Source organism: Methylomicrobium lacus, from assembly GCF_041897535.1.
GTDB classification, from domain to species: domain Bacteria; phylum Pseudomonadota; class Gammaproteobacteria; order Methylococcales; family Methylomonadaceae; genus Methylomicrobium; species Methylomicrobium lacus_A.
In genome coordinates this window covers 4,078,422-4,098,613 of the sequence record NZ_CP169217.1, presented here as the reverse complement: position 1 = coordinate 4,098,613, position 20,192 = coordinate 4,078,422, and the positions used below count along the sequence as shown (strand labels likewise).

The window sequence follows — 20,192 nt, the reverse complement described above, 5'->3', positions numbered from 1 at the left end:
GCGTCTCGTGACGCAGACGCGTGGGAACGATATGACACTTTTTCGCGGGGAACATGGCAATGGCTAAAAAAACTCCCGAGTCCCAACAAAACACCGAAAAGTCGACGTTCGACTTACTGGCGCAAAGCGGATTGGAACTGCCGCCTCCGGAGGAGCTGGATGACGCGCAAGTGACCGCCAAGCTTTGGGAAACGATCCATGGCCTCGCAATGCTGCGCATGTTTCTTTACAGCACCAACCATCTCAGCGACCGCGAGTTGTATGAAGAACTCTGGCATGATGTGTTGCGCGAAGAAGGCATCGTCATGCCGCTCAGCAACGACTCGGCCTGGCACATCGACTTGCTGGGCAGCGGCAGCGAAGAAGATAACTTGCTTTACCTGCGCTACTATGCCGACGAAGAAACCCGCCAGCGATGGACTGAGGACTGGCCCGGCGACAACATACCGGCATCCGAAACACAGCCCTACGATCGCGACCGGCATTTGCCCGCCAGAGATCAGGCAGAATGGCGGCTCCACGATCAACCCTCCTGAAATTGCATCCGTAAAAACGGCGGACTCAGCAAAAATAGCGTCCTCTTTTTCTTCGCTGAACTCTTGATAAATGACTTGAAGCAACATTAACTAACGCCTTTAAGTTACTTTAATAAGTTATCTCAAGCATTTGTTTATAATAAATATTATCGCTATAGATGTTGCGCATTGTTCGTGTTGAGCCTGTCGTAGCATGAGCGGCTTAACTTAACAGACATGAAGCGGCTTATCTCACCCCGCAAAATAAAAATCATCCGTGGGAGAGACGCCTACGTCGCGACTTGAGGCTTTAATCGCGACCTAGGCGTCGCTCCCACCACTCACCTATCGATTTTCAGGATAACAGCAGTGTCCGGACGCCAGCCCATTCAATCTCCTGCCCCGGCGACACCCGAAACACCGCGCTATGCGCGGAACCGGAATTTTTCCGTCGGCGAAACGACCTCACGATCAACCCTCCCGACAATGCATGCGAAAAAACAACGACAGTTAAGAAGAAATCACCCCGTTTGTTCCACGCGAAACTCTTGACAAATCACTTTATGCAACATTAACTATCATTTCCAACTCACATCAATAATTCCACATAAGGCATTGTTTATATTACTTAATATATAAATATTTCCAACATAAAAAAGCAATCCTGTTTTTTGCATATTGACCAGCAACCAAATTTTGATTATCGTACGACAATCAAGATGCAAGATTAACTCATCATGCCAGAAACACCCCAAAACAACCACGGCGGCAGGCGGGCCGGCGCTGGCCGGAAGTCGGGAACCGGATCATTTGGCGAACCCACGCAGCCGATCCGGGTCCCGGTCAGCCTGCTGCCTTCGGTTAAGGCCATGCTTTCGAGCTCCGGCAAACAGCCCGGCGGATTGGTCATATTACCATTCACGGAACACCCAACCCAGCATCCCCTTCCCCTGTTCTCAGGCAAAGTCGCGGCCGGTTTCCCATCGCCGGCCGACGATTACGTCGAGAAATCGCTCGACCTGAACGAGTTGTTGGTGCAAAAGCCGGCAGCCACGTTCTTCGTGCGCGCGGAAGGCGAGTCGATGCTCGGCGCCGGTATTCATCCGGACGACATTCTCGTTGTCGATCGCTCGATAGAGCCGGTGCCGGGCAAGATCGTCATTTGCGCGTTGAACGGCGAACTGACCGTAAAACGCCTGGAACGCGACGGCGAACAATGGAAACTGAAAGCCGAAAACCCCGCCTATCCCGATATCGTCATCCACGCAGAGCTGGAAATGGTGATCTGGGGCGTCGTAACCAACGTGATCCATGCCGTCTGATGCCTTCGCTTATCGCCCTGGTCGATTGCAACAACTTCTACGTCTCATGCGAGCGCGTGTTCCGGCCCGACCTGATCGGCCGGCCGGTGGCGGTGCTCAGCAACAATGACGGCTGCATCGTCGCCCGCAGCCAGGAAGTGAAAGACTTGGGCATCAAGATGGGCGTGCCGGTGTTTCAGGTGCAACACCTGATCAACCGGCACAAGATTGAATTGTTCTCGTCCAATTACACGCTTTACGCCGATATGTCGGCCCGGGTGATGACTATCCTGGAAGAATTCACGCCCAGCCTGGAAGTGTATTCGATCGACGAGGCTTTCCTCGACCTGACCGGCGTTTGCCGCAATGACCCCATCGCTTACGGCCAACGGATCAGAAAAGCGGTATTCCGCTCAACCGGGATACCGGTCTGCGTCGGCATGGGACCGACCAAGACGCTGGCGAAACTGGCGAATTTCGCGGCCAAGAAATGGAAAAAGACCGGCGGCGTGCTGGATTTGTCGGACCCTATCCGCCGGGAAAAACTGATGCGCATCGTGCCGGTCAAGGAAGTGTGGGGCATCGGTTCGCGCATTGCGGCCCGCCTGAATCAGCTCGGCATTATCACCGCATGGGATTTGGCCGGTCAGCCGGCAGACAGAATCCGTGATCAGTTCAATGTCACCGTCGCCCGCACGGTAATGGAATTGAACGGCATTTCCTGCCTGGAATTGGAAGAGATTGCGCCGGACAAAAAGCAGATCGTCTGTTCACGCAGTTTCAGCCGGCGATTGACCGAATACCGGGAACTGTCAGAGGCGATGGCCGAATTCTGCAGTCGGGCCGCCGAAAAGCTCAGAAGCCAGCAATCGGTTTCCGGCCACATCAGCGTGTTTATCCGCACCAACCCGTTTAATCCCAACGAGCCGCAATACCAGCGGGCGGCCGGCGTAACGCTGGCTTCGGCAACGCAGGATACCCGCGTAATCGTCGGCACGGCGAATCGCTTGCTTAGGGAATTATTCAGAGCCGGTTACCGCTACCAGAAGTGCGGCGTGCAACTGAGCCAGATTCAGCCGGCAGCCATTCCCGAGCAGATGGATTTATTCGATTTGGCGGCGTTCGGCCATGCCGAGAGCGGGAAGCTGATGCAAACCGTGGACCGGATCAACTACCGCTTTCCCAAAGGCATCGCAGTTGCGACCGCCGGTTTTGATCAATCCTGGAAAGCCAGGGCGGAACGAATATCTCGGCATTACACGACGAATTGGCGAGAGTTGGTTTCGGTGAGGTGCACATGAAATTTCAAAAACGCTCGGCATCATCGCGTACGAAATGTTCCCAATAATGCCGTTGCAGTAGATTCACGGCATTTGGCTACCGCTTCCGTACGCTGATGTTGGACGCCGATTCGATGCAGACCAGCTGCATGGTTCCTGGACGTTGAAGTGACAGTGGGCATGCCTCAAGTGTTGCGAAGACATCTTGCTGGAACGACACCTTCCCTTTGAGGCTTTCTGGCATGGACTCATCTTCCGGTGGCACGACGCCCATGAGCCTCTTAGTGCCCACTGGCCAAATACGAATTGATGGTGTGCCGTTGTACGCGGAGACACGACCGCGGAATGTGCTGCACTCCCCCACGACAGCGGGATTGCCTTTGCAAGGTACAGTGCCGGCGTGCGCCGTTGTAGAAGTGACGAAGACAACAAGGAGAAGTAGCGGCACTTTCATGACATACAACGTAAAGCTAACCGGGCGCGGCTCGGTTGCCGAATAAACACAACCGCATTCCCCCCCGCGCTCCGGTTGAGCGACATGCTAGAGATCATGATCGCTCTTTCCCAGGTTGCAACGTTCGCAGAGTGTCCAGAGGTTGTCTGGATCGTTTGTGCCGCCTTTGCTGACAGGAACCTTGTGGTCAACGTGGAGTTTGGCACCATCAGATGCGCTCCTACCGCAAATCCTGCATTTGTAGTTATCAGATTTCAGAATGGAGTATCTAACAGAATCAGACAACGATGCGCGACGAATCTTGCGCTTAATACCTTGCTCTAATTCGTATTTTTCGTTGAGGACAGTGTGGTCGAAGAGGTTAAACCAGTCGTGCGGGCGGAATGCTGCTTGCGAATCAGTAAGATATAGGAGGCCTCGACGGATTAAGCTTTCGTTTTCGGATTTGTGCTTTTCATCGTTAAAGTGATCTTCTGCCACAAATAAGTCACATTTCTTACAATAGAAATGGTCCGCGCTGCTTTGATCCCTGTCGCCGTGTAGAAAGTATTGAGTGCCCATTTATTGATCTCTAACGTGGAAGTGAGAGGCGCAAAGGACTCCACCGCGAAGCGCCCCTCTCGACTGGCAGGTTAGAGTGTACGTTATCGAAGTCGCGTGCCATCAGGGTTGATTGCTTCTTCATCTCGTCGCGTTGGGTAGTACTGCTTTTTGGGGGCCAGCTCGTAAAACAATATGCCGTGAATTCCCATTGCATCGCGCTTTGGAATCCGACGCTTCCATATGCGAGTAAATGCCTCGTCAAGTTCTCTTTCTGATCCATGAGTAATGACTTCGTCAATAAAGGCGACGTCCTGGCCTTCAGGAAAAATGAGAGCGAACTCTTCTTCGGTTGCCGCAAAGATGTCGTAGACAAAGTTGTCGGCACCATCGATAACTTGGATATTCTTCATGCGCTTTAACTACAATTAGGCATCCTAAAAGACGTAAAAATTGCGTCATAAGGCTGTCTAAATATTTGTAAAATCATAAAATTTATTTATATTCAGCACGGTGCAGAAAATTATCACATCCTAACCAAAATGCAATACCCTTCACAAAATTTATCTGGTAAACCGCCCAAGTTGCTCGACCAGGTTAAGGACAAAATCCGCCAATCACTCCAACATCCGCACCGAGCCTGCCTATACGGACTGGATCAAGCGCTTTATGAGCAACATCACCAAAAGGCTGCACCCCAAAGGGTGCGAACGGCATGAATATGCAGACTTAATCACCCGAATGTAAAGTCAAAACCCCACAGTCAAACGTCACTGCGCATCAGGCTCAGCAAATCATCCGCCGACATCCTGCCGCTGACATCCGCGCCGTCGAGGAGGCTGTCGGCAAGGTCGCGCTTGTGGCTGTGCAGCGCGACGATTTTTTCCTCGATGGTCTGTTTCGCGATCATCCGGTAGATCGTGACCGGGCGCTGCTGGCCCATCCGGTGCGCGCGGTCGGAGGCCTGGTCTTCGACCGCCGGATTCCACCACGGGTCCATGTGGATCACATAATCGGCCGCGGTCAGGTTCAGGCCGACGCCACCGGCTTTCAGGCTGATCAGGAACAGTTCGCCGTCGCCGCGCTGGAACGCATCGACGCGCTGCTGGCGCTCCTTCGCCGGCGTCGAGCCGTCCAGGTATTGGTAGGCGATGCCGCGCTGTTCGACATAGTCCTTGATGATCTGCAAATGATCGACGAACTGGCTGAACACCAGCGCCTTGTGCTTGTTGTCGAGCAGTTCCTCGACGATCTCGCCGAAGGCGGCCAGCTTGCTGCTCGGCAGGCTGATCTCGGCGTTGGCCAGGCGGCTGTTGCAGCAACTGCGGCGCAGCTTGGTGATCGCGGCCAGGATTTGCAGATGCTTTTGACCGGGAGGACCGTCCGTGCTGGCCAATACATTTAGACTTTCGCGGCGGATCGCTTCGTAAAACGCCATTTCATCTGGGCTAAGTTCGACATAGACCGGAATTTCGGTGCGCGGCGGCAATTCCTGCAAGACCTGGGTCTTGGTGCGGCGCAGGATGAAGGGCTGGATCAGCTTCTTCAATTGCTGGCGCGCCTGATGGTTGCGGTCGCGTTCGATCGGCCCCGCGAAACGCTGGTTGAATTGCTCCTGCGAGCCGAGCAATCCCGGATTGATGAAGCGGAACAGGTTCCAGAGTTCGCCGAGATGATTTTCCAAGGGCGTTCCGGTCATGATGATACGGAAATCGCCTTGCAGATTCATCGCGCCTTGCGAGCGGCGGGTTGCGGTGTTTTTGATCGCCTGCGCCTCGTCGAGAATCACCGTTCGAAAACGGATGTTCGCGAGCATCTCGGCCACCTGCTCCTGCTGCAACAGGCCGTAGCTGCAAATCAACAGATCGTAAGGCCCGAGGCTGTCCAGCTGCCCCTGGCGGTCGCCGCCGCCCAATTGCTGCGGATTCAGGGTCGGCGCGAAGCGGTTCGCTTCTTTTTCCCAGTTCATGCATACCGAGGTCGGCGCGACGATCAGCGACGGGCCGTTCGGCGCGCGCTCGACCAAGAGGGCGAGGCCCTGTATCGTTTTGCCGAGCCCCATGTCGTCGGCCAGACAGGCCCCGACACCCCAGTGCGCCAGCCGGGCCAGCCAGGCGTAACCGTCCATCTGATAATCGCGCAGCTCCGCCTGAAAGGTCGAAGGCAGGACCGGCTGAAACTCGCGCGCGGACTTCAGCCGCCGCACCTGTTCCTGCCAATGCTTGTCGGCCTTGAAGGTGCCGCCGTCCTCGCCCCAGTCTTCCAGGGTCAGGGCGGCGAGCGGATTGATTCGGACCTTCTTGCCGCTGATGTCGGCATAGGCTTTCAGCTCTTCCAGGCGGCGGCGGAACGCATCGGTCAGGGCGACGAACTGGCCGTCCTTCAATTGCAGGAAGCGGCCCTTGCTGTTGCCGAGCAACGACAAGAGTTCCTGCATTTCGATCACCGTCGCGTCATCGATCTTCAACTCGCCTTGCAGCGCAAACCAGTCGTTGTCGCGCTTGATGTGCATGCTGAAGGCCGAACTTCCGGCCTGGCCGAGCAGGCGGAACCTGACGCCTTCGGGCCATTCGACGATCGCCTGCCCCTCCGGCAGCGCCTGTAATTGCAAGAGCAGTTCGAGGCAGTGCTCAGGATCTTCGAGCCGCCATTCGCCGGCTTCGTCCTGTTCCGCCTCTGCCAGCGCCGGGCAGGCATCGAAGAGTTCGGCGGCGCTCTGCCTTTCAAGCTTCAGGTCGCGCCGCGCCTGTAAACGTCTGCCGTCGATTTCGGCCAGCACGCTTTCGCCGCCCTGCCCCGGCGGATAATAGGCGCCGTCGGTCGCAAACGGACGGATCAGCAGCGCGGCCTTCAGCCCTTCGCCAAGCGGCAACAGATGCAGCCGCGGCGTGGCGTCGGCGGCGATCTGTTCGGCGCTGCTGGAACTGCCGCCGATGTCCGAATGCACGGTCAACAGTCCCGAGATGCCGGTCAGGGTTTGCAGCACACGCTCCTGCGCCGATAACGGCACTTCCAGGCCCTTGGCCCCCAGCACCGAATAAATCTTTTGATGGGCGGCGGTGAATTCGATGACGCGCAGGCGGGTCGGCGTTTCCTTGCTGACATGGACAGATTGCTCGAATCCTGGCACCGGGTTGAGTTCGATCCGGATTTTGTCGCTGTTGTCCTGCCGGCTGACCCGCAATTCGGCCTCGCCCCTGACCACTTCGACCCGGACTTCGGGCGAGTCCGCCCAAAACAACAACGGGTGTCCTGCCAGTGCCAGCGGCATTTTGCTGTTGAATTCGAAATAGGTCGACCCGTACCAACTGGTGTCGCGATATTCATCGATCGTCCTGCACAACTTCAGGTCGTGCTCGCTCAGATAATCGAAACTGTCGGGTTCCGTATGCAGCCGCTTCAAGGCCACGCCCCGCCCCTTGCTCCAGCCGCCCTTGGCCTGCTGTTTCTGTTCGCGCGGCTCGATCCGGAGCGAATGGCTGGCTTCGTGATAGGAGACCAGCCAGATCAGGCGAATCGGCTTGTCCGCGGCGGCCGAGGGTTCGGCGCTTTTGGCGTCGTGCGGCGTGATATTGAGCAAGGCGTCCAGCGCCAAATCCCAATCGGGGCGGCTGACAAACAATTCGGCCAAGGCCAAAGGGCGCCCCGCCAGAAAGCCCGCATCCCAAAGTTTAGCCTCGTAAGGATTGATCTTGGCGAATACCTTGGCCAATTCCGCCGCCGGCCAGCGGTAGCCGTTGTCGTGCAAATGCCGGTACAGGCGTTTCTGATCGTCAGTCACTTTGGCGACATGATCGGCTTTGACCCAGAATTTGATCAGCAATAAAAAGATATGCTGCAATAAATTCGGCAGCACCATCATCGTTTCGGGCTGGCCGTCTTCGGTAAAACCGGAACTGATTTTATAAGGGAGCGAGATAGCCAGTATTTCGTCGCGCCGCTGCAATTCGCCCTGCTCTAATTGCAGGAACAGCGCGAGATAACGGTAAATCTCGCTCCAAAGACCGTTGGCCTTGACTGCTTGCGCGAGCAGCGCGGGCAATTTGGCCAAGCGCTGGCCGTCCTTTTGCTTCAAAACAGCGAGCGGGTAAATCACTCCGGCCATGCCCATAAAATAGACCGTGCGTTTGCCGGCCTGTTTTCTCAACGCCGCCAGCGCCTGCTCGAATTGGACTAGCGCTTGCGCGGTATCGCCGCGCAGAAAGGTCAGCGCGGCGGCAACGGCCTGCAAATCGGGCTCGTTGCGGCCGGCAATCCAGCCCGCCAGTTCCTCCCAATCGCCGCGCAGCAATTGCAATTCCGCAAAGGAGCGAATCGCCAAAGGCGACTGCACAAAGCCCGGCTCCAGCGCGCATTGCCGTAAAAAATCGCCCACCGCCGGATCGTTATGCAGATGCAGCAACTGGTGCAGGCCAATGTAGCCGGAAATCTGCTGCAAAATGACCGGATGCCGGTTCTTCAACCAGACCGTATCCAGCGGATTCAAAACCCACGCCAGATAAATATCGAAATCTTCAGGCAAACGTAAAACATAACGGCCGATTTTGAGGCATTCATTCGCCTGCGCATAGTCGCGGAGATGAAATAGAATGCGCGCATCCCGCAAACATTCGTCGGCGTTTTGGTAACGGTAATAGCCGCCGCGAGTCGGTGCATGCCTGCCGATGCTGGTCGCGACTTTCTCGAACGCGCGCTTGTCTTCAGCCAGCTTCCGGGTCAAAGGTTCGACAATCCGCCTCGCACAGCGGTAAATCGACTGTTTGTGATGTTTCTCGACCAGTTGTAAGGCTTGCAGCGCTTCGAGATAGGGCGTGACCGTATCCCCTTTCGGCTCCTTGCCTTTCTTGTCCTTAAAACCGAGATCGTACAGGCATTTGCCGATCAACGTGGGCGAGGCATAGCCGTAATACACGGCCAGCACGTTCAGCGCGGCTTCTTGTTCGGGAGGCAGCTGTTCGGCGGCTTTCAACAGGGGGGCGAGTGCTTCTGGGGTCATCGTCTAGGGGCGTGATGCCGCAAGATCCGCGGCATGATGATTTGGGCAATTGCGCTGCCGGAGGACTCTCCCGCAGCGACTTGAAATGAATTTTATTCGGCCGTGCCGAGGATCGCGGCGGTCCGGGCCTTGGCGAAATTGCGGTCGAAAATGACCGGCTGTTCGAGCGGCACCGGCGCGTCTTCTTCAACGGGGCCGCCGCGCTGCAGGCCGGCGAAATCGAACAACTGCGCGTCGGCCAACTGCGATGGCGCGATATTTTGCAGGCTGGTAAAGATCGTTTCGAGACGCCCCGGAAACTGTTTGTCCCAGCCTCTCAGCATCTGTTTCATCGCCTTGCGTTGCAGATTTTCCTGCGAGCCGCACAGATTGCACGGAATGATCGGAAAATCTTTGAAGGCGGAGAAACGCTCGATGTCCTTCTCGCGGCAATAGGCGAGCGGACGGATCACGATGTTTCTCTTGTCGTCGCTAAGCAGCTTCGGCGGCATCGCTTTCAGTTTGCCGCCGTAGAAGATGTTCAGGAAGAACGTTTCCAGGATGTCGTCACGGTGATGGCCGAGCGCGATCTTGGTCACGCCCTGCTCTTCGGCAAAGCCGTACAGAATACCGCGCCTGAGGCGCGAGCACAGCCCGCAGGTGGTCGCGCCTTCCGGGATCACTCGCTTGACCACGCTGTAGGTATCGCGCTCGATGATATGGTAAGGCACGCCGATCGATTCGAGGTATTCCGGCAGCACATGCTCCGGAAAACCGGGCTGCTTCTGGTCCAGGTTCACCGCGATGATCTCGAACTCGACCGGCGCGGTCTTTTGCAGATTCAGCAGAATGTCGAGCAGCGTGAACGAGTCCTTGCCGCCGGAGAGGCAGACCATCACCTTGTCGCCGTTCTCGATCATGTTGTAATCGGCGATCGCGTCGCCGACATTGTGGCGCAGGCGTTTTTGCAGTTTGTTGAATTGGGTGCGGGTTTTCGAGCGGGTATCCGACATTGCGCGGCAAAAATAAAAAAGCTAAAGAAAAAAGGCCTTACGGCCCGTACGCAGATGGGTCTTGCAACCTTATCCCTAACGCTTTCACATTGAAAGGTACGAAACCATGCGGACGGGGCAATATGCCCCGTCCAGCCGGAGAAGCCTTGCGGCCGCTCGCGGAAATGGTTTAACCGGTGTAGCGTTCGAACACCAGGGTGGCGTTGGTGCCGCCGAAGCCGAAGCTGTTCGACATGATCGTGTTCAAGGTCACGTTGTCCTCGCGCTCGCGCACGATCGGAATGCCTTCCGCGCCCGGATCGAGATGCGTGATGTTCGCCGAGGCGCTGAGGAAGTTTTCTTCCATCATCAGCAACGAATAGATCGCCTCGTTCACGCCGGCGGCGCCCAAGGCGTGACCGGTCAACGATTTGGTCGAACTGACCTTCGGCACTTGGCCTGCGCCGAAGACCGCGCGCAAGGCTTCGAGTTCGCGGGTGTCGCCAACCGGCGTACTGGTGCCGTGCGCGTTGATGTAATCGACCTTGTTCTTCACGGTTGCCAACGCCTGACGCATGCAGCGCACCGCGCCCTCGCCGGACGGCTGCACCATGTCGTAACCGTCGGAAGTCGCGCCGTAGCCGGTCAGTTCGGCATAGATCTTGGCGCCGCGCGCCTTCGCATGTTCGAGTTCCTCGATCACCAGGACGCCGCCGCCGCCCGAAATCACGAAGCCGTCGCGGGTCTCGTCATAAGGACGTGAAGCCGTTTCCGGCGTGTCGTTGTATTTGGACGACAACGCACCCATCGCATCGAACAGCAGCGACATGGTCCAGTGCACCTCCTCGCCGCCGCCGGCGAAGACAATGTCCTGCTTACCCATCTGGATCAGTTCCATCGCATGACCGATGCAGTGCGCGCTGGTCGCGCAGGCGGAGCTGATCGAATAATTGACGCCCTTGATCTTGAACGGGGTCGCAAGGCAGGCGGTATTGGTGCTGGACATCGTGCGCGGCACCATGTACGGGCCGACTTTTTTGATGCCTTTTTCACGCAGAATGTCCGCCGCCTCGACCAGATTGGAAGTCGAAGGCCCGCCCGAGCCCATCACCAGGCCGGTTCTTTCATTCGAAACATCGCTTTCCGCCAGGCCGGAATCGTCGATCGCCTGCTGCATCGCGATATAGTTGAACGCCGCGCCATCGCCCATGAAGCGTTTGATTTTACGGTCGATATGCGCTTCCAGATCGATCTTGATCGCGCCATGGATATGGCTGCGAAAACCGAGCTCCTGATAAATATCCGCAAAGCCGATGCCGGAGCGTCCGAGTTTCAACGCTTCGACGACTTCATCCCGGTTATTGCCGATACTCGAGACGATGCCCAAACCGGTTACCACAACTCTTTTCATTACTCTTAAACCTTAGAAATCTGCTGTAGAAGTAAACAAGCCGACGCGCAGGTCGGTTGCTTCGTAAATCACCTTGCCATCCACTTCCATCGTCGCATCCGCGATACCCATCACCAGCTTGCGCAAGATCAAGCGTTTCATGTTGATCCGATAGATCACCTTTTTCGCGGTAGGCAACACCTGACCGGTAAATTTGACCTCGCCGACGCCGAGCGCGCGCCCTTTACCGGGACCGCCCATCCAGCAGAGAAAAAATCCGACCAGCTGCCACATCGCGTCTAGACCCAGACAGCCCGGCATCACCGGGTCGCCCTGAAAATGGCAGTCGAAAAACCAGAGATCGGGCTTGATATCGAGCTCGGCGATGATTTCGCCCTTGCCGTACAAACCGCCCTCATCGGTGATCAGAGTAATGCGGTCCATCATCAGCATAGGCGGTAACGGCAATTGTGCATTATTCGGTCCGTACAGCTCGCCCCTCCCGGACATCAACAATTCCTCGCGCGTTAAGCTATGCTTTTTCTCCATTCTGTGTTTACCTTGGCAAAAATTTTGTTAAGTTAATACATATTATCTTACAGGCACTGAAAAAAATCAGCTCATTTTTGCCCGGGCGAAACCGCCGGCATCAAGTCATTCAACTTCAAGCCGTTTTTATTGAGCCGGTGTTGATAAATGATCGCATAGGATAAAACCGAGGCGACATATTTTCGGGTTTCCTTGTACGGGATCGTTTCGACCCAGATATCGGCGGGGATGTTCCCGGCAGGCGGCAGCCATTTCGCGACTCTGGCGGGACCCGCGTTATAGGCTGCGACCGCTAAAGCCATATTGCCGTCGAAGCGTTGCAGCAGCTTTCTGACGTAGTAAGCCCCCAGGCGAATATTCAGATCCGGATCGAACAGACTATAGTCCTCCGCCATTTCCTGCCGAACCTCCTGGGCAAGCTGCCTGCCGGTTTTCGGCATCACCTGCATCAGCCCCTTCGCGCCGACCGGCGATTCGGCCCGACTGTCGAGCAGGCTTTCCTGCCGCATCACGCCGAAGATCACTGCAGGATCGAGATCGTGCCGTAACGCATTGCTCTGCACCTGCTCCCGGTAATGCAGCGGAAAGCGCAGCGCCAGATCGTCCCAATAATCGGCCTTGACCAGGGTCTGGATCGCGACGGGCGCCCACCCCCAATATTCGGCCAGCTTGGCGGCCTGCGCTCGCTTCTCCCGGCTCAATTTGGCGACCGTAAACCACCATTGCCGCTGCGCTTCCATGTTGCGGTTTAAAGCCCTGAGTTCGCTCACGGCCTGAAATTCGGCTTCAGACGCCAATTCGTTCAAACCATTGAAGGGCAGCGGCACCGGATTATCGGCCAAGCGGTAGGACTGCGAGAGCGCATCGGCGGCCAGGAAACCGTAAAAGCTCCGGTCCAGGGCGGCTTTCGCATAAAGCGCATGCGCGGCCTCGTTATTGCCGGCGGATTCCTGCTCGCGCGCCTGCCAATATTGCCAGCGCGCTTCTTTCAGCTCGTCGAGCGTCAGCCTCGAAAGCGCCGCCGCGATGTGCTGCCAGTTTTGTTCGAGCAAAGCCGATCTGACCCGCCATTCCCTGACCTCGCCGTCATGGTCTGCCAGCCCGGCCAGCCGGTCATAGGCGCCCGCCTTTCTTTGAAACGCCAGGGCCAGCGCCAGCCGGCGCTCGATCATCTGCTTGCCAGGCTCGTCCAGCGGCAGCCCGTTTTTTTCCGCATCCCAAAGCTGCGCCGCGCTCTCCGGCTCCGACTTGGCCATGCGGTCAATGCCGTGGGCAAAGATTCGGGCGGCAAACTGACCCTCCCGCAAACGGTTCTTCTCCTCCCGGATCAACTCGGGCTTTTGGTCCACTTTGAGCCATGTCTCCACTGCATCTCGGTCCGCATCGGTCAACTTGCGCGCAAGATACTCGGCCAGTTGCCGGTTGTTCTCCTTCAACGCCAACTCGAAGCGCTGCCAGACCATCTCGCGGGTGATGAGCGCAGCGTCCGCCAACGCGGTGAACAAGGGCTCGCATTCGCCCGGCTGCGAACGGCCGCTCATCCAGAGCCGTTTCGCCTGCGTCAACGCCAGCCCCCGAAAACCGATTTGATACGCCGCCCGCTGATACAGGCATTCGAGCGCCACATCGCCGCCGGCCTGATACGCGTTGGCATAATCCAGCCACCGATTTTGCTCGGCCATTGCCTTGAGCCATCTTCCGCGCAGCAGCGGCGCATAGCGCGAGTCCTTATAGGTCGCCAGAAAGGCGCGGATCTTATCGGTTTGCGTCAGGTCTTTCTTGAGCCACTGGTATTGCAGATAGGGATAGAGCGGATATGCGGTCAAGGTGTCGGCCAGCGCCTGAAACTGGGGGGCATTGCCATGCTCGATGGCCTGTTCGGCCAGCACGAAATCACGGCGCTCGCGCAGCCATTCGCGCGCCCAACCGTCATCGGCCGATAATATCAGGCATAGCGCCAGGAAAAGGAATTGCAAAGGCTTCATTCGGTTTGAGAAGTGGATGGATACGGCGGCGTCGGCACGCTATGCCGGAGCCCGAGGCTCCGCTATAATGACGCGGAAAATGAAGACTATGAATGAAAACGTGCACTCCAAGCCCTCCCCCTCCCAGGCGGCGCCTTTTAGCTGGAATTATATCTTTCAAATCGCCCGGCAACATAAAAAAGCGCTGATTTATTCGCATATCATCGCGATATTGGCGATGGTCGCGAACGTGCCGGTACCGCTGTTCATGCCGCTCCTGGTCGATGAAATCCTGCTGCACAAGCCCGGCCTGATCATCCAGACACTGAATCCCTTCGTGCCTCCGTCCTGGCAAGTGCCGATCTTTTATATCTCGGCCGTGCTGGTCGCGAGCCTGTTGCTCCGGATCATCGCGATCATCTTCAACATCATCCAGGCGCGCGCTTTTTCCTGCATCGCCAAAGACATCATCTTCCGGATACGCCAAAATCTGATCGACCATCTGCAGACGATTTCGATGGCCGAATACGAAAGCCTCGGCACCGGCTCGATCGTGACGCATCTGGTCACCGATCTGGACACGATCGACAATTTCATCGGCAACACGATCAGCAAGCTCTTGGTCGCCAGCCTGACCATCTTCGGCACCGCGGTGATTCTGCTCTGGATGAACTGGCAACTGGGCCTGTTCATCCTGCTGTTGAACCCGGTCGTGATCTATTTTACCCGCGTGGTCGGCAGCAAGGTCAAGGATCTTAAAGCGAAGGAAAACACCGCCTACGGCATCTTTCAGGAAGCGTTGACCGAGACGCTCGAGGCGATCCATCAGATTCGCGCGAGCAACCGCGAAAAACATTATTGCCGGCAGCTGGTCGAATCCGCACTGTATGTAAAGGATTACTCGGCCGCCTATGCCTGGAAGAGCGATGCGGCGAACCGCCTCAGTTTTCTGATTTTTTTGTTCGGCTTCGACGTGTTCCGGGCGCTGGCGATGCTGATGGTGTTTTATGCGGACCTGACGATAGGCCAGATGCTCGCGGTATTCGGCTATCTCTGGTTCATGATGGCGCCGGTGCAGGAAATCCTGAACATCCAGTACGCCTTTTACGCGGCGAAAGCGGCCCTGGCCCGGATCAATAGGCTAAAGGCGCTGAAACAGGAACCGCATTACCCACACCTTGAAAACCCGTTCCTGGATAAAAAAACGGTCGCGATCCGGATCGATGACCTGCATTTCAGTTACGGCGATCAAACCGTGCTGAACGGCATCAATCTGACGATCAACGCCGGCGACAAGGTCGCGCTGGTCGGCGCCAGCGGCGGCGGCAAATCGACCCTGATCCAGACCCTGATCGGCCTGTATCCGGCCCAGAGCGGCACGATTTATTTTGACGACGCGCCGATGGAACGGATCGGTCTCGAGGTGGTCCGAGAAAACGTGGTCACCGTTCTGCAGCAGCCGATTCTGTTCAACGACACGATACGCGCGAACCTGACCCTGGGGCGGGACGCGACCGACGACGAATTATGGAATGCGCTGAAAACCGCGCAGCTCGACGACATCGTGAAGGACTTGCCGACAGGACTCGACACGATCGTCGGCCGCCACGGCATGCGATTGTCGGGCGGCCAACGGCAGCGCCTTGCGATCGCGCGCATGATCGTCGCGAAACCGAAAGTCGTGATCCTGGACGAAGCGACCTCCGCGCTCGACAGCGAAACCGAACACAAACTCCATCAGGCGCTGGCCGAGTTCCTGAAAGACCGGACCACGATCATCATCGCGCACCGGCTCAGCGCGGTCAAACAGGCCGATCATGTCTATGTGTTCGAAGAAGGCAAAATCTGCGAACAGGGGCGTCATGAAACGCTGATCGCCCAGAAAGGGCTGTATGCGAAGCTGTACGGCGAATACCAGTAAGAGCGGGTCAAGGCGCCAGCAAAAAAGCTTGCCGGATAAAAAACCATAACGATACCATGTCAGAAATCTACGACCTGCATTGCCATTCCACCGCCTCCGACGGCGCGCTGTCTCCGGCCGCCCTGGTCGAACGCGCGCATCTTCAAGGCGTGACCGCGCTCGCGCTGACCGATCACGACACCACCGCGGGACTCGACGAAGCGCAACGCGCGGCCGAAGCCGCCGGCATCCGCTTGATTTCAGGCATCGAACTGTCCACCAGCTGGCAGGGCAAGTGCCTGCACATCGTCGGACTCGGCATCGATCCCGCCTATGCGCCGCTCGCCGAAGCGACGCATAGGCTGCACAACACGCGCCTTGAGCGCGCCGAACAAATCGCGCTGAAACTCGAAAAGAAACGCATTCCCGGCGCCCTGGAAGCGGTCAAGCAAATGGCAGGCGACAGCATGATCACGCGCACGCATTTCGCCGACTTCCTGCTCTCGCAGGGCCATGTGCTGAGCCAGCAGGAAGCCTTCGACCGCTACCTCGCCAAAGGCAAGCCTGCCTATGTCGCGACACCCTGGGCCGACATGGGCGTAGCGATCGACTGGATCATTAAGTCCGGCGGCGTCGCGGTGCTCGCGCACCCCTTGCGCTACCAGTTGACCGCCAGCTGGCTCAGACGCCTGCTGGCGGCTTTCAAGGAAGCCGGCGGCCAGGCCGTCGAAGTCGTGACCGGGCGCTATAATGCCGAGGAGGTCAAGAACATGGCCGATTATGCGAAGCGTTTCGGCCTCGCAGGCTCGGCAGGCTCGGACTTTCATTCCCCGACCAATCAATATGTCGAACTCGGCCGGCTTGCGCCCTTGCCGGCGGAGATTCAAGCGGTTTGGGAATTGCTGCACTAGACCCGGCCGGCGCTATTTTTGAGTCACCCCATTTACCGGCGGCGACACGATGATTCTGCCGGAAGTTATGCCGTCAAAAACGCCAAGCCTCTCGGATCAGCGGGATCAGTCTTCCCATTCCAGTTCCGCGAACGCGGTCGAAACATTTTTGCGGTGAAAATCGTCGAAGAGTTTCCATTCGGATTTTGCCTGATAGCCGATCGATTCGAGCGCCTGCTCCAAAAAACCTCCGCTTTTGATCAAGGCCCTGATATCGGCCAGCAACGTCTGTAAATAGCGCTTTTCGGCTTGCAGGCTTTGCGGCCAATCGGTGACGATGGGGCCGTGGCCCGGAATCACTGTTTTATAAGGATGACGTTCCAGTTGCTCGATCTCCGCGAGCCAACCCTTCAAACTGCCATCGATCACCGGCAGGTGTTCGAGGAACAAGAGATCGGCCAGCCAGAGGGTGTCGGTCAACGGGTCGTAGATCGACAAATCGTTGTCGGTATGCGCGGGTTGATGCGCGGTCAGTTTCAGGATGCGTCCGCCGAGATCGATATCGAGTTCCTTTTCGACCGCAATGTCGGGCGGAATGATGTCTCCCGCGGTTAAATCTATCCCCAACAATTCCTTGGCCTTGGCCAGATAGAACGGGCCGCGCGCGGCCATCGCCCGGGCCAGCTTATGATGGCCGACAAACTTGACGCCTTTCGCCTTGAACACGCTGTTGCCGTAGATATGGTCGGGATGCACATGGGTATTGATCACATAACAGATCGGCTTGTCGGTCGCATGCTGGATCGCGTTGTATAGCGCCCTGCCCTGATCGGGATTGCCGCCGGTATCGATCACCGCGACACAGCGTTCGCCGACGATGAAGCCGATATTCGCGATCGCGCCATGGTTGTGAGTATCCGGGATTTCATGCGGCCCCTGGTGCACGTAGATGCCGGGAGCAACCGGGGTCACCGACAACACGTCGGCGGCTGTCGCCGGCCGCATCGCGGATAACAAGAACACCGAGCACACCAGCAGCAAGGCTCGAAACGGAATGATATTCGCTCGATCGCGACTCGACATGGGCAGGCCTTGAGGATGATTGACGGAGAAAAAAGGGACGAAAGAGCCCCGCTCGATTACAGATTCTGTAGGAAATACTAAGCGGCGAGAGGCGAATCGATTCGCCTCCCGCCATTGCCTGTCCTGCTCTGCTTAAAGCAGCAGGATTTTGGGACCGAAAAGCCGGGAAATGTTATTTTCCGGCCTCTTCCTTTTTCAACTCTTCAACCAGTTGTTTGGCCGGAACATAGCCGGGCAACAAATCCCCTTTTGCGGTGATGATGGCAGGCGTACCGTTCAGTCCGAACTCCTCAACCAATTGCATGTGTTGGTCGACCGGATTCTTGCAGGTTTTCTCCTTTAACGGCAGGCCTTTTTTGGCATTGGTCAGAGCGGTATTACGGTCGTCGGCACACCAGACCGAAATGGCTTTTTTATAAGAGTCAGAGCCCTTGCCGGCGCGCGGGAAGAACATGTAGCGCACCGTGATGCCTTGGGCGAGATACTGATCGATCTCGGAATGCAGCTTGCGGCAATAGCCGCAGTCGATGTCGGTAAACACCGAAACGGTGTATCTTGCGATTTTCGGCTTGAAGATGATCATGTTGTCTTCGCCGAGTTTTTCAATGGCCGCCTTGCGCACGCCGCTCATTTTCTTCATCACCGCAACCATTTTTTCTTCGGTCAAATCGGTGCGTGAAGCCAGATCGACCAAGTGCCCTTGCAGCAGATATTTACCGTCTTCGGAAACGTAGATAATATTCGCGCCGACTTCCACCTCGAGCAGACCTTTGATCTCGGAGGGTTTGATCGAATCGATCTTGATCGACGGGTCGGCCTTGGTCAACGCTTTCTTGACGTCGTTCTCATCCGCACGTAGCGTGCCCACGGACAATGCCGATACAGCAAAAGCAACAACAGAAATAATTTTCTTCATGATCTGCTCGTTTTAAGTTATGAATAAATTCTTGCGGAATTGGGAAAGGATGCCATCAAAAGATCGGCTATTGGAACAGACGTTGAATATCCATGATCATGCCCAATGCCATCAGCGTGACCAGGATCGCAATGCCGATTTGTTGAAAGAATAGCTGGCTTCTCTCGGAAAGCGGTTTGCCTTTGACGGCCTCGATGCCGAAAAACAGCAAATGACCGCCGTCCAGCACCGGTATCGGCAACAAATTCAACACGCCAAGACTCACGCTGACCAGCGCGATGAACTTCAGGAAATGCACGAAGCCGATGTTGGCGGATTCGCCCGCATATTGCGCGATGCTGATCGGACCGCTCAAGTTTTTGACCGAGGCCTGACCGAGCACCATCTTGCCCATCATTTTCAGCGTCGAAAACGAGTATTCGTAGGTCTTGATGAAGGCGGCGGGCACCGCTTCGAGCGGGCCCAGCGAATAGCTCGCCGTCAGCGAGTTTCTGACTTCATCGGGAATGAACACCGAGGCGCCGATTTTGCCCTCGGCCTTCGGCGCTTCGCCTGCGCGAGCGGCCGGAATCTGCACGACTTTCGGCGTGATCGACAAGGCCTGGCGCGCACCGTCGCGCTCGACTTCGATCGCTATCGGCTTGCCGGGATGGCTTTTGACATACTCGACCCATTGCTGCCAGTCGCCGACCGGCGCGCCGTCCGCGCTGACCAGCAAGTCCCGAGGCTTCAGACCGGCCGCCAAGGCCGCCCCGTCCGGCAACACCTTGTCGATAACCGGCGGCAATTTCGGCGCCCAGGGCGTAAAGCCGAGGCGCTTGTACAGCTTCTCCGGATCGGAGACATCGGCATGGTCCAATTTGACCCATTTGACATCTTCCCTGCCCTGTCTGTCTTTGACGATCAGCTTGATTTCCTGATCGCCGTCGAGCGCCGCGCCGATCAAGACATTCAATGCCTCGGTCCAGGTCGGCGTCGGCTTGCTGTTGACCGAAACGAATTCGTCGCCTTCGAGCAGGCCCGATTCCGCGGCGATCGTGCCCGCTTCGATCTTGCCCAGAATCGGCTTGGCGCCTTCTTCGCCGACGACCAGGGCCACCCAGAACAGCAATACGGCCAGAATCAGATTGAAGATCGGCCCCGCCGCAACGATCGCGGACCGAGCCGGCAGCCCCTGCCGGTTGAAGGCATAAGGCAGATCCTCGCTTTTGACTTCCCCCTCGCGCTCATCGACCATCTTCACATAGCCGCCCAGCGGTATCGCCGAGATCACATATTCGGTCGCCTCCGGCGCTTTCTGGTAAGACCATAAGACCTTGCCGAAGCCGACCGAAAAGCGCAACACCTTGACTCCGGCCCTGCGCGCGACCCAGAAATGCCCGAATTCGTGGAACGAAACCAGGACGCCGATCGTGAGGATGAAATAGAACAGAGTGCTCATGA

General features: G+C 56.9%; 15 protein-coding genes. 5 read left to right on the top strand and 10 right to left on the bottom strand.

All coding sequences use genetic code 11. The features are described from left to right. The first annotated feature begins 59 nt into the window (after positions 1-59). The 3 genes from ACEPPP_RS18415 (at position 60) to ACEPPP_RS18405 (ending at position 3,117) form a co-directional block, all read left to right on the top strand. A complete protein-coding gene (locus ACEPPP_RS18415) occupies positions 60-536 on the top strand; it encodes a hypothetical protein (RefSeq protein ID WP_374088815.1) in 477 nt (158 codons plus the stop codon). A gap of 848 nt (positions 537-1,384) precedes the next feature. Then, entirely contained in the window at positions 1,385-1,837 is a 453-nt protein-coding gene (locus ACEPPP_RS18410; protein WP_374090949.1) for a LexA family protein, read from the top strand. Further along, the gene (locus ACEPPP_RS18405; RefSeq protein WP_374088814.1) at positions 1,837-3,117 is read left to right on the top strand and encodes a Y-family DNA polymerase; all 1,281 of its coding nucleotides are present in this window, start codon (positions 1,837-1,839) and stop codon (positions 3,115-3,117) included. Before ACEPPP_RS18410 ends, ACEPPP_RS18405 begins: the two co-directional genes overlap by 1 nt. Before the next feature lie 520 nt (positions 3,118-3,637). On the opposite strand, the gene ACEPPP_RS18400 is transcribed toward ACEPPP_RS18405, so the two are convergent. The 7 genes from ACEPPP_RS18400 to ACEPPP_RS18370 all read right to left on the bottom strand — a co-directional run bounded on the left by ACEPPP_RS18400 (position 3,638) and on the right by ACEPPP_RS18370 (position 13,981). Then, a complete protein-coding gene (locus ACEPPP_RS18400; protein WP_374088813.1) occupies positions 3,638-4,111 on the bottom strand; it encodes an HNH endonuclease in 474 nt (157 codons plus the stop codon). 83 nt (positions 4,112-4,194) lie between these two features. Beyond that, positions 4,195-4,503 (bottom strand): hypothetical protein, encoded by a 309-nt coding sequence (locus ACEPPP_RS18395; RefSeq protein WP_374088812.1) that lies wholly within the window; start codon positions 4,501-4,503, stop codon positions 4,195-4,197. A 350-nt stretch (positions 4,504-4,853) separates the two neighbouring features. Continuing rightward, on the bottom strand, positions 4,854-9,086 hold the full coding sequence (locus tag ACEPPP_RS18390) for a DEAD/DEAH box helicase (RefSeq protein WP_374088811.1): 4,233 nt from the start codon (positions 9,084-9,086) through the stop codon (positions 4,854-4,856). A 92-nt stretch (positions 9,087-9,178) separates the two neighbouring features. Then, complete coding sequence (gene ttcA / locus ACEPPP_RS18385) at positions 9,179-10,078, bottom strand: tRNA 2-thiocytidine(32) synthetase TtcA (RefSeq protein WP_374088810.1); 900 nt, start codon at positions 10,076-10,078, stop codon at positions 9,179-9,181. Between the two features lie 169 nt (positions 10,079-10,247). After that, the gene (gene fabB, locus ACEPPP_RS18380) at positions 10,248-11,468 is read right to left on the bottom strand and encodes a beta-ketoacyl-ACP synthase I (RefSeq protein WP_374088809.1); all 1,221 of its coding nucleotides are present in this window, start codon (positions 11,466-11,468) and stop codon (positions 10,248-10,250) included. A 12-nt stretch (positions 11,469-11,480) separates the two neighbouring features. Continuing rightward, positions 11,481-11,996, bottom strand: a complete 516-nt coding sequence (gene fabA / locus ACEPPP_RS18375) for a 3-hydroxyacyl-[acyl-carrier-protein] dehydratase FabA (RefSeq protein WP_374088808.1) — start codon at positions 11,994-11,996, stop codon at positions 11,481-11,483. 71 nt (positions 11,997-12,067) lie between these two features. Further along, entirely contained in the window at positions 12,068-13,981 is a 1,914-nt protein-coding gene (locus ACEPPP_RS18370) for a transglycosylase SLT domain-containing protein (RefSeq protein WP_374088807.1), read from the bottom strand. An 88-nt stretch (positions 13,982-14,069) separates the two neighbouring features. On the opposite strand from ACEPPP_RS18370, the gene ACEPPP_RS18365 reads away from it, so the two are divergent. Both ACEPPP_RS18365 and ACEPPP_RS18360 read left to right on the top strand, forming a co-directional pair. Then, positions 14,070-15,881: an ABC transporter ATP-binding protein gene (locus ACEPPP_RS18365; RefSeq protein WP_374090948.1), complete on the top strand. Its 1,812-nt coding sequence runs from the start codon at positions 14,070-14,072 to the stop codon at positions 15,879-15,881. 56 nt (positions 15,882-15,937) lie between these two features. After that, positions 15,938-16,771: a PHP domain-containing protein gene (locus ACEPPP_RS18360; RefSeq protein ID WP_374088806.1), complete on the top strand. Its 834-nt coding sequence runs from the start codon at positions 15,938-15,940 to the stop codon at positions 16,769-16,771. Positions 16,772-16,876: 105 nt separating this feature from the next. On the opposite strand, the gene ACEPPP_RS18355 is transcribed toward ACEPPP_RS18360, so the two are convergent. The 3 genes from ACEPPP_RS18355 to rseP all read right to left on the bottom strand — a co-directional run bounded on the left by ACEPPP_RS18355 (position 16,877) and on the right by rseP (position 20,190). Then, a complete protein-coding gene (locus tag ACEPPP_RS18355; RefSeq protein ID WP_374088805.1) occupies positions 16,877-17,833 on the bottom strand; it encodes a quinoprotein relay system zinc metallohydrolase 2 in 957 nt (318 codons plus the stop codon). Positions 17,834-18,005: 172 nt separating this feature from the next. Continuing rightward, positions 18,006-18,749, bottom strand: coding sequence for a DsbC family protein (locus ACEPPP_RS18350; protein WP_374088804.1), 744 nt, complete (start codon positions 18,747-18,749; stop codon positions 18,006-18,008). Positions 18,750-18,816: 67 nt separating this feature from the next. Then, positions 18,817-20,190 (bottom strand): RIP metalloprotease RseP, encoded by a 1,374-nt coding sequence (gene rseP / locus ACEPPP_RS18345; protein ID WP_374088803.1) that lies wholly within the window; start codon positions 20,188-20,190, stop codon positions 18,817-18,819. Between the last annotated feature and the right edge of the window lie 2 nt (positions 20,191-20,192).

Excerpts from the sequence above, each read along its gene's own strand:
- ACEPPP_RS18415 (WP_374088815.1), top strand. The coding sequence starts at position 60 with ATGGCTAAAAAAACTCCCGAGTCCCAACAAAACACCGAAAAGTCGACG.
- ACEPPP_RS18410 (WP_374090949.1), top strand. The coding sequence starts at position 1,385 with ATGCTTTCGAGCTCCGGCAAACAGCCCGGCGGATTGGTCATATTACCA.
- ACEPPP_RS18405 (WP_374088814.1), top strand. The coding sequence starts at position 1,837 with ATGCCTTCGCTTATCGCCCTGGTCGATTGCAACAACTTCTACGTCTCA.
- ACEPPP_RS18400 (WP_374088813.1), bottom strand. The coding sequence starts at position 4,111 with ATGGGCACTCAATACTTTCTACACGGCGACAGGGATCAAAGCAGCGCG.
- ACEPPP_RS18395 (WP_374088812.1), bottom strand. The coding sequence starts at position 4,503 with ATGAAGAATATCCAAGTTATCGATGGTGCCGACAACTTTGTCTACGAC.
- ACEPPP_RS18390 (WP_374088811.1), bottom strand. The coding sequence starts at position 9,086 with ATGACCCCAGAAGCACTCGCCCCCCTGTTGAAAGCCGCCGAACAGCTG.
- ttcA (WP_374088810.1), bottom strand. The coding sequence starts at position 10,078 with ATGTCGGATACCCGCTCGAAAACCCGCACCCAATTCAACAAACTGCAA.
- fabB (WP_374088809.1), bottom strand. The coding sequence starts at position 11,468 with ATGAAAAGAGTTGTGGTAACCGGTTTGGGCATCGTCTCGAGTATCGGC.
- fabA (WP_374088808.1), bottom strand. The coding sequence starts at position 11,996 with ATGGAGAAAAAGCATAGCTTAACGCGCGAGGAATTGTTGATGTCCGGG.
- ACEPPP_RS18370 (WP_374088807.1), bottom strand. The coding sequence starts at position 13,981 with ATGAAGCCTTTGCAATTCCTTTTCCTGGCGCTATGCCTGATATTATCG.
- ACEPPP_RS18365 (WP_374090948.1), top strand. The coding sequence starts at position 14,070 with ATGAATGAAAACGTGCACTCCAAGCCCTCCCCCTCCCAGGCGGCGCCT.
- ACEPPP_RS18360 (WP_374088806.1), top strand. The coding sequence starts at position 15,938 with ATGTCAGAAATCTACGACCTGCATTGCCATTCCACCGCCTCCGACGGC.
- ACEPPP_RS18355 (WP_374088805.1), bottom strand. The coding sequence starts at position 17,833 with ATGTCGAGTCGCGATCGAGCGAATATCATTCCGTTTCGAGCCTTGCTG.
- ACEPPP_RS18350 (WP_374088804.1), bottom strand. The coding sequence starts at position 18,749 with ATGAAGAAAATTATTTCTGTTGTTGCTTTTGCTGTATCGGCATTGTCC.
- rseP (WP_374088803.1), bottom strand. The coding sequence starts at position 20,190 with ATGAGCACTCTGTTCTATTTCATCCTCACGATCGGCGTCCTGGTTTCG.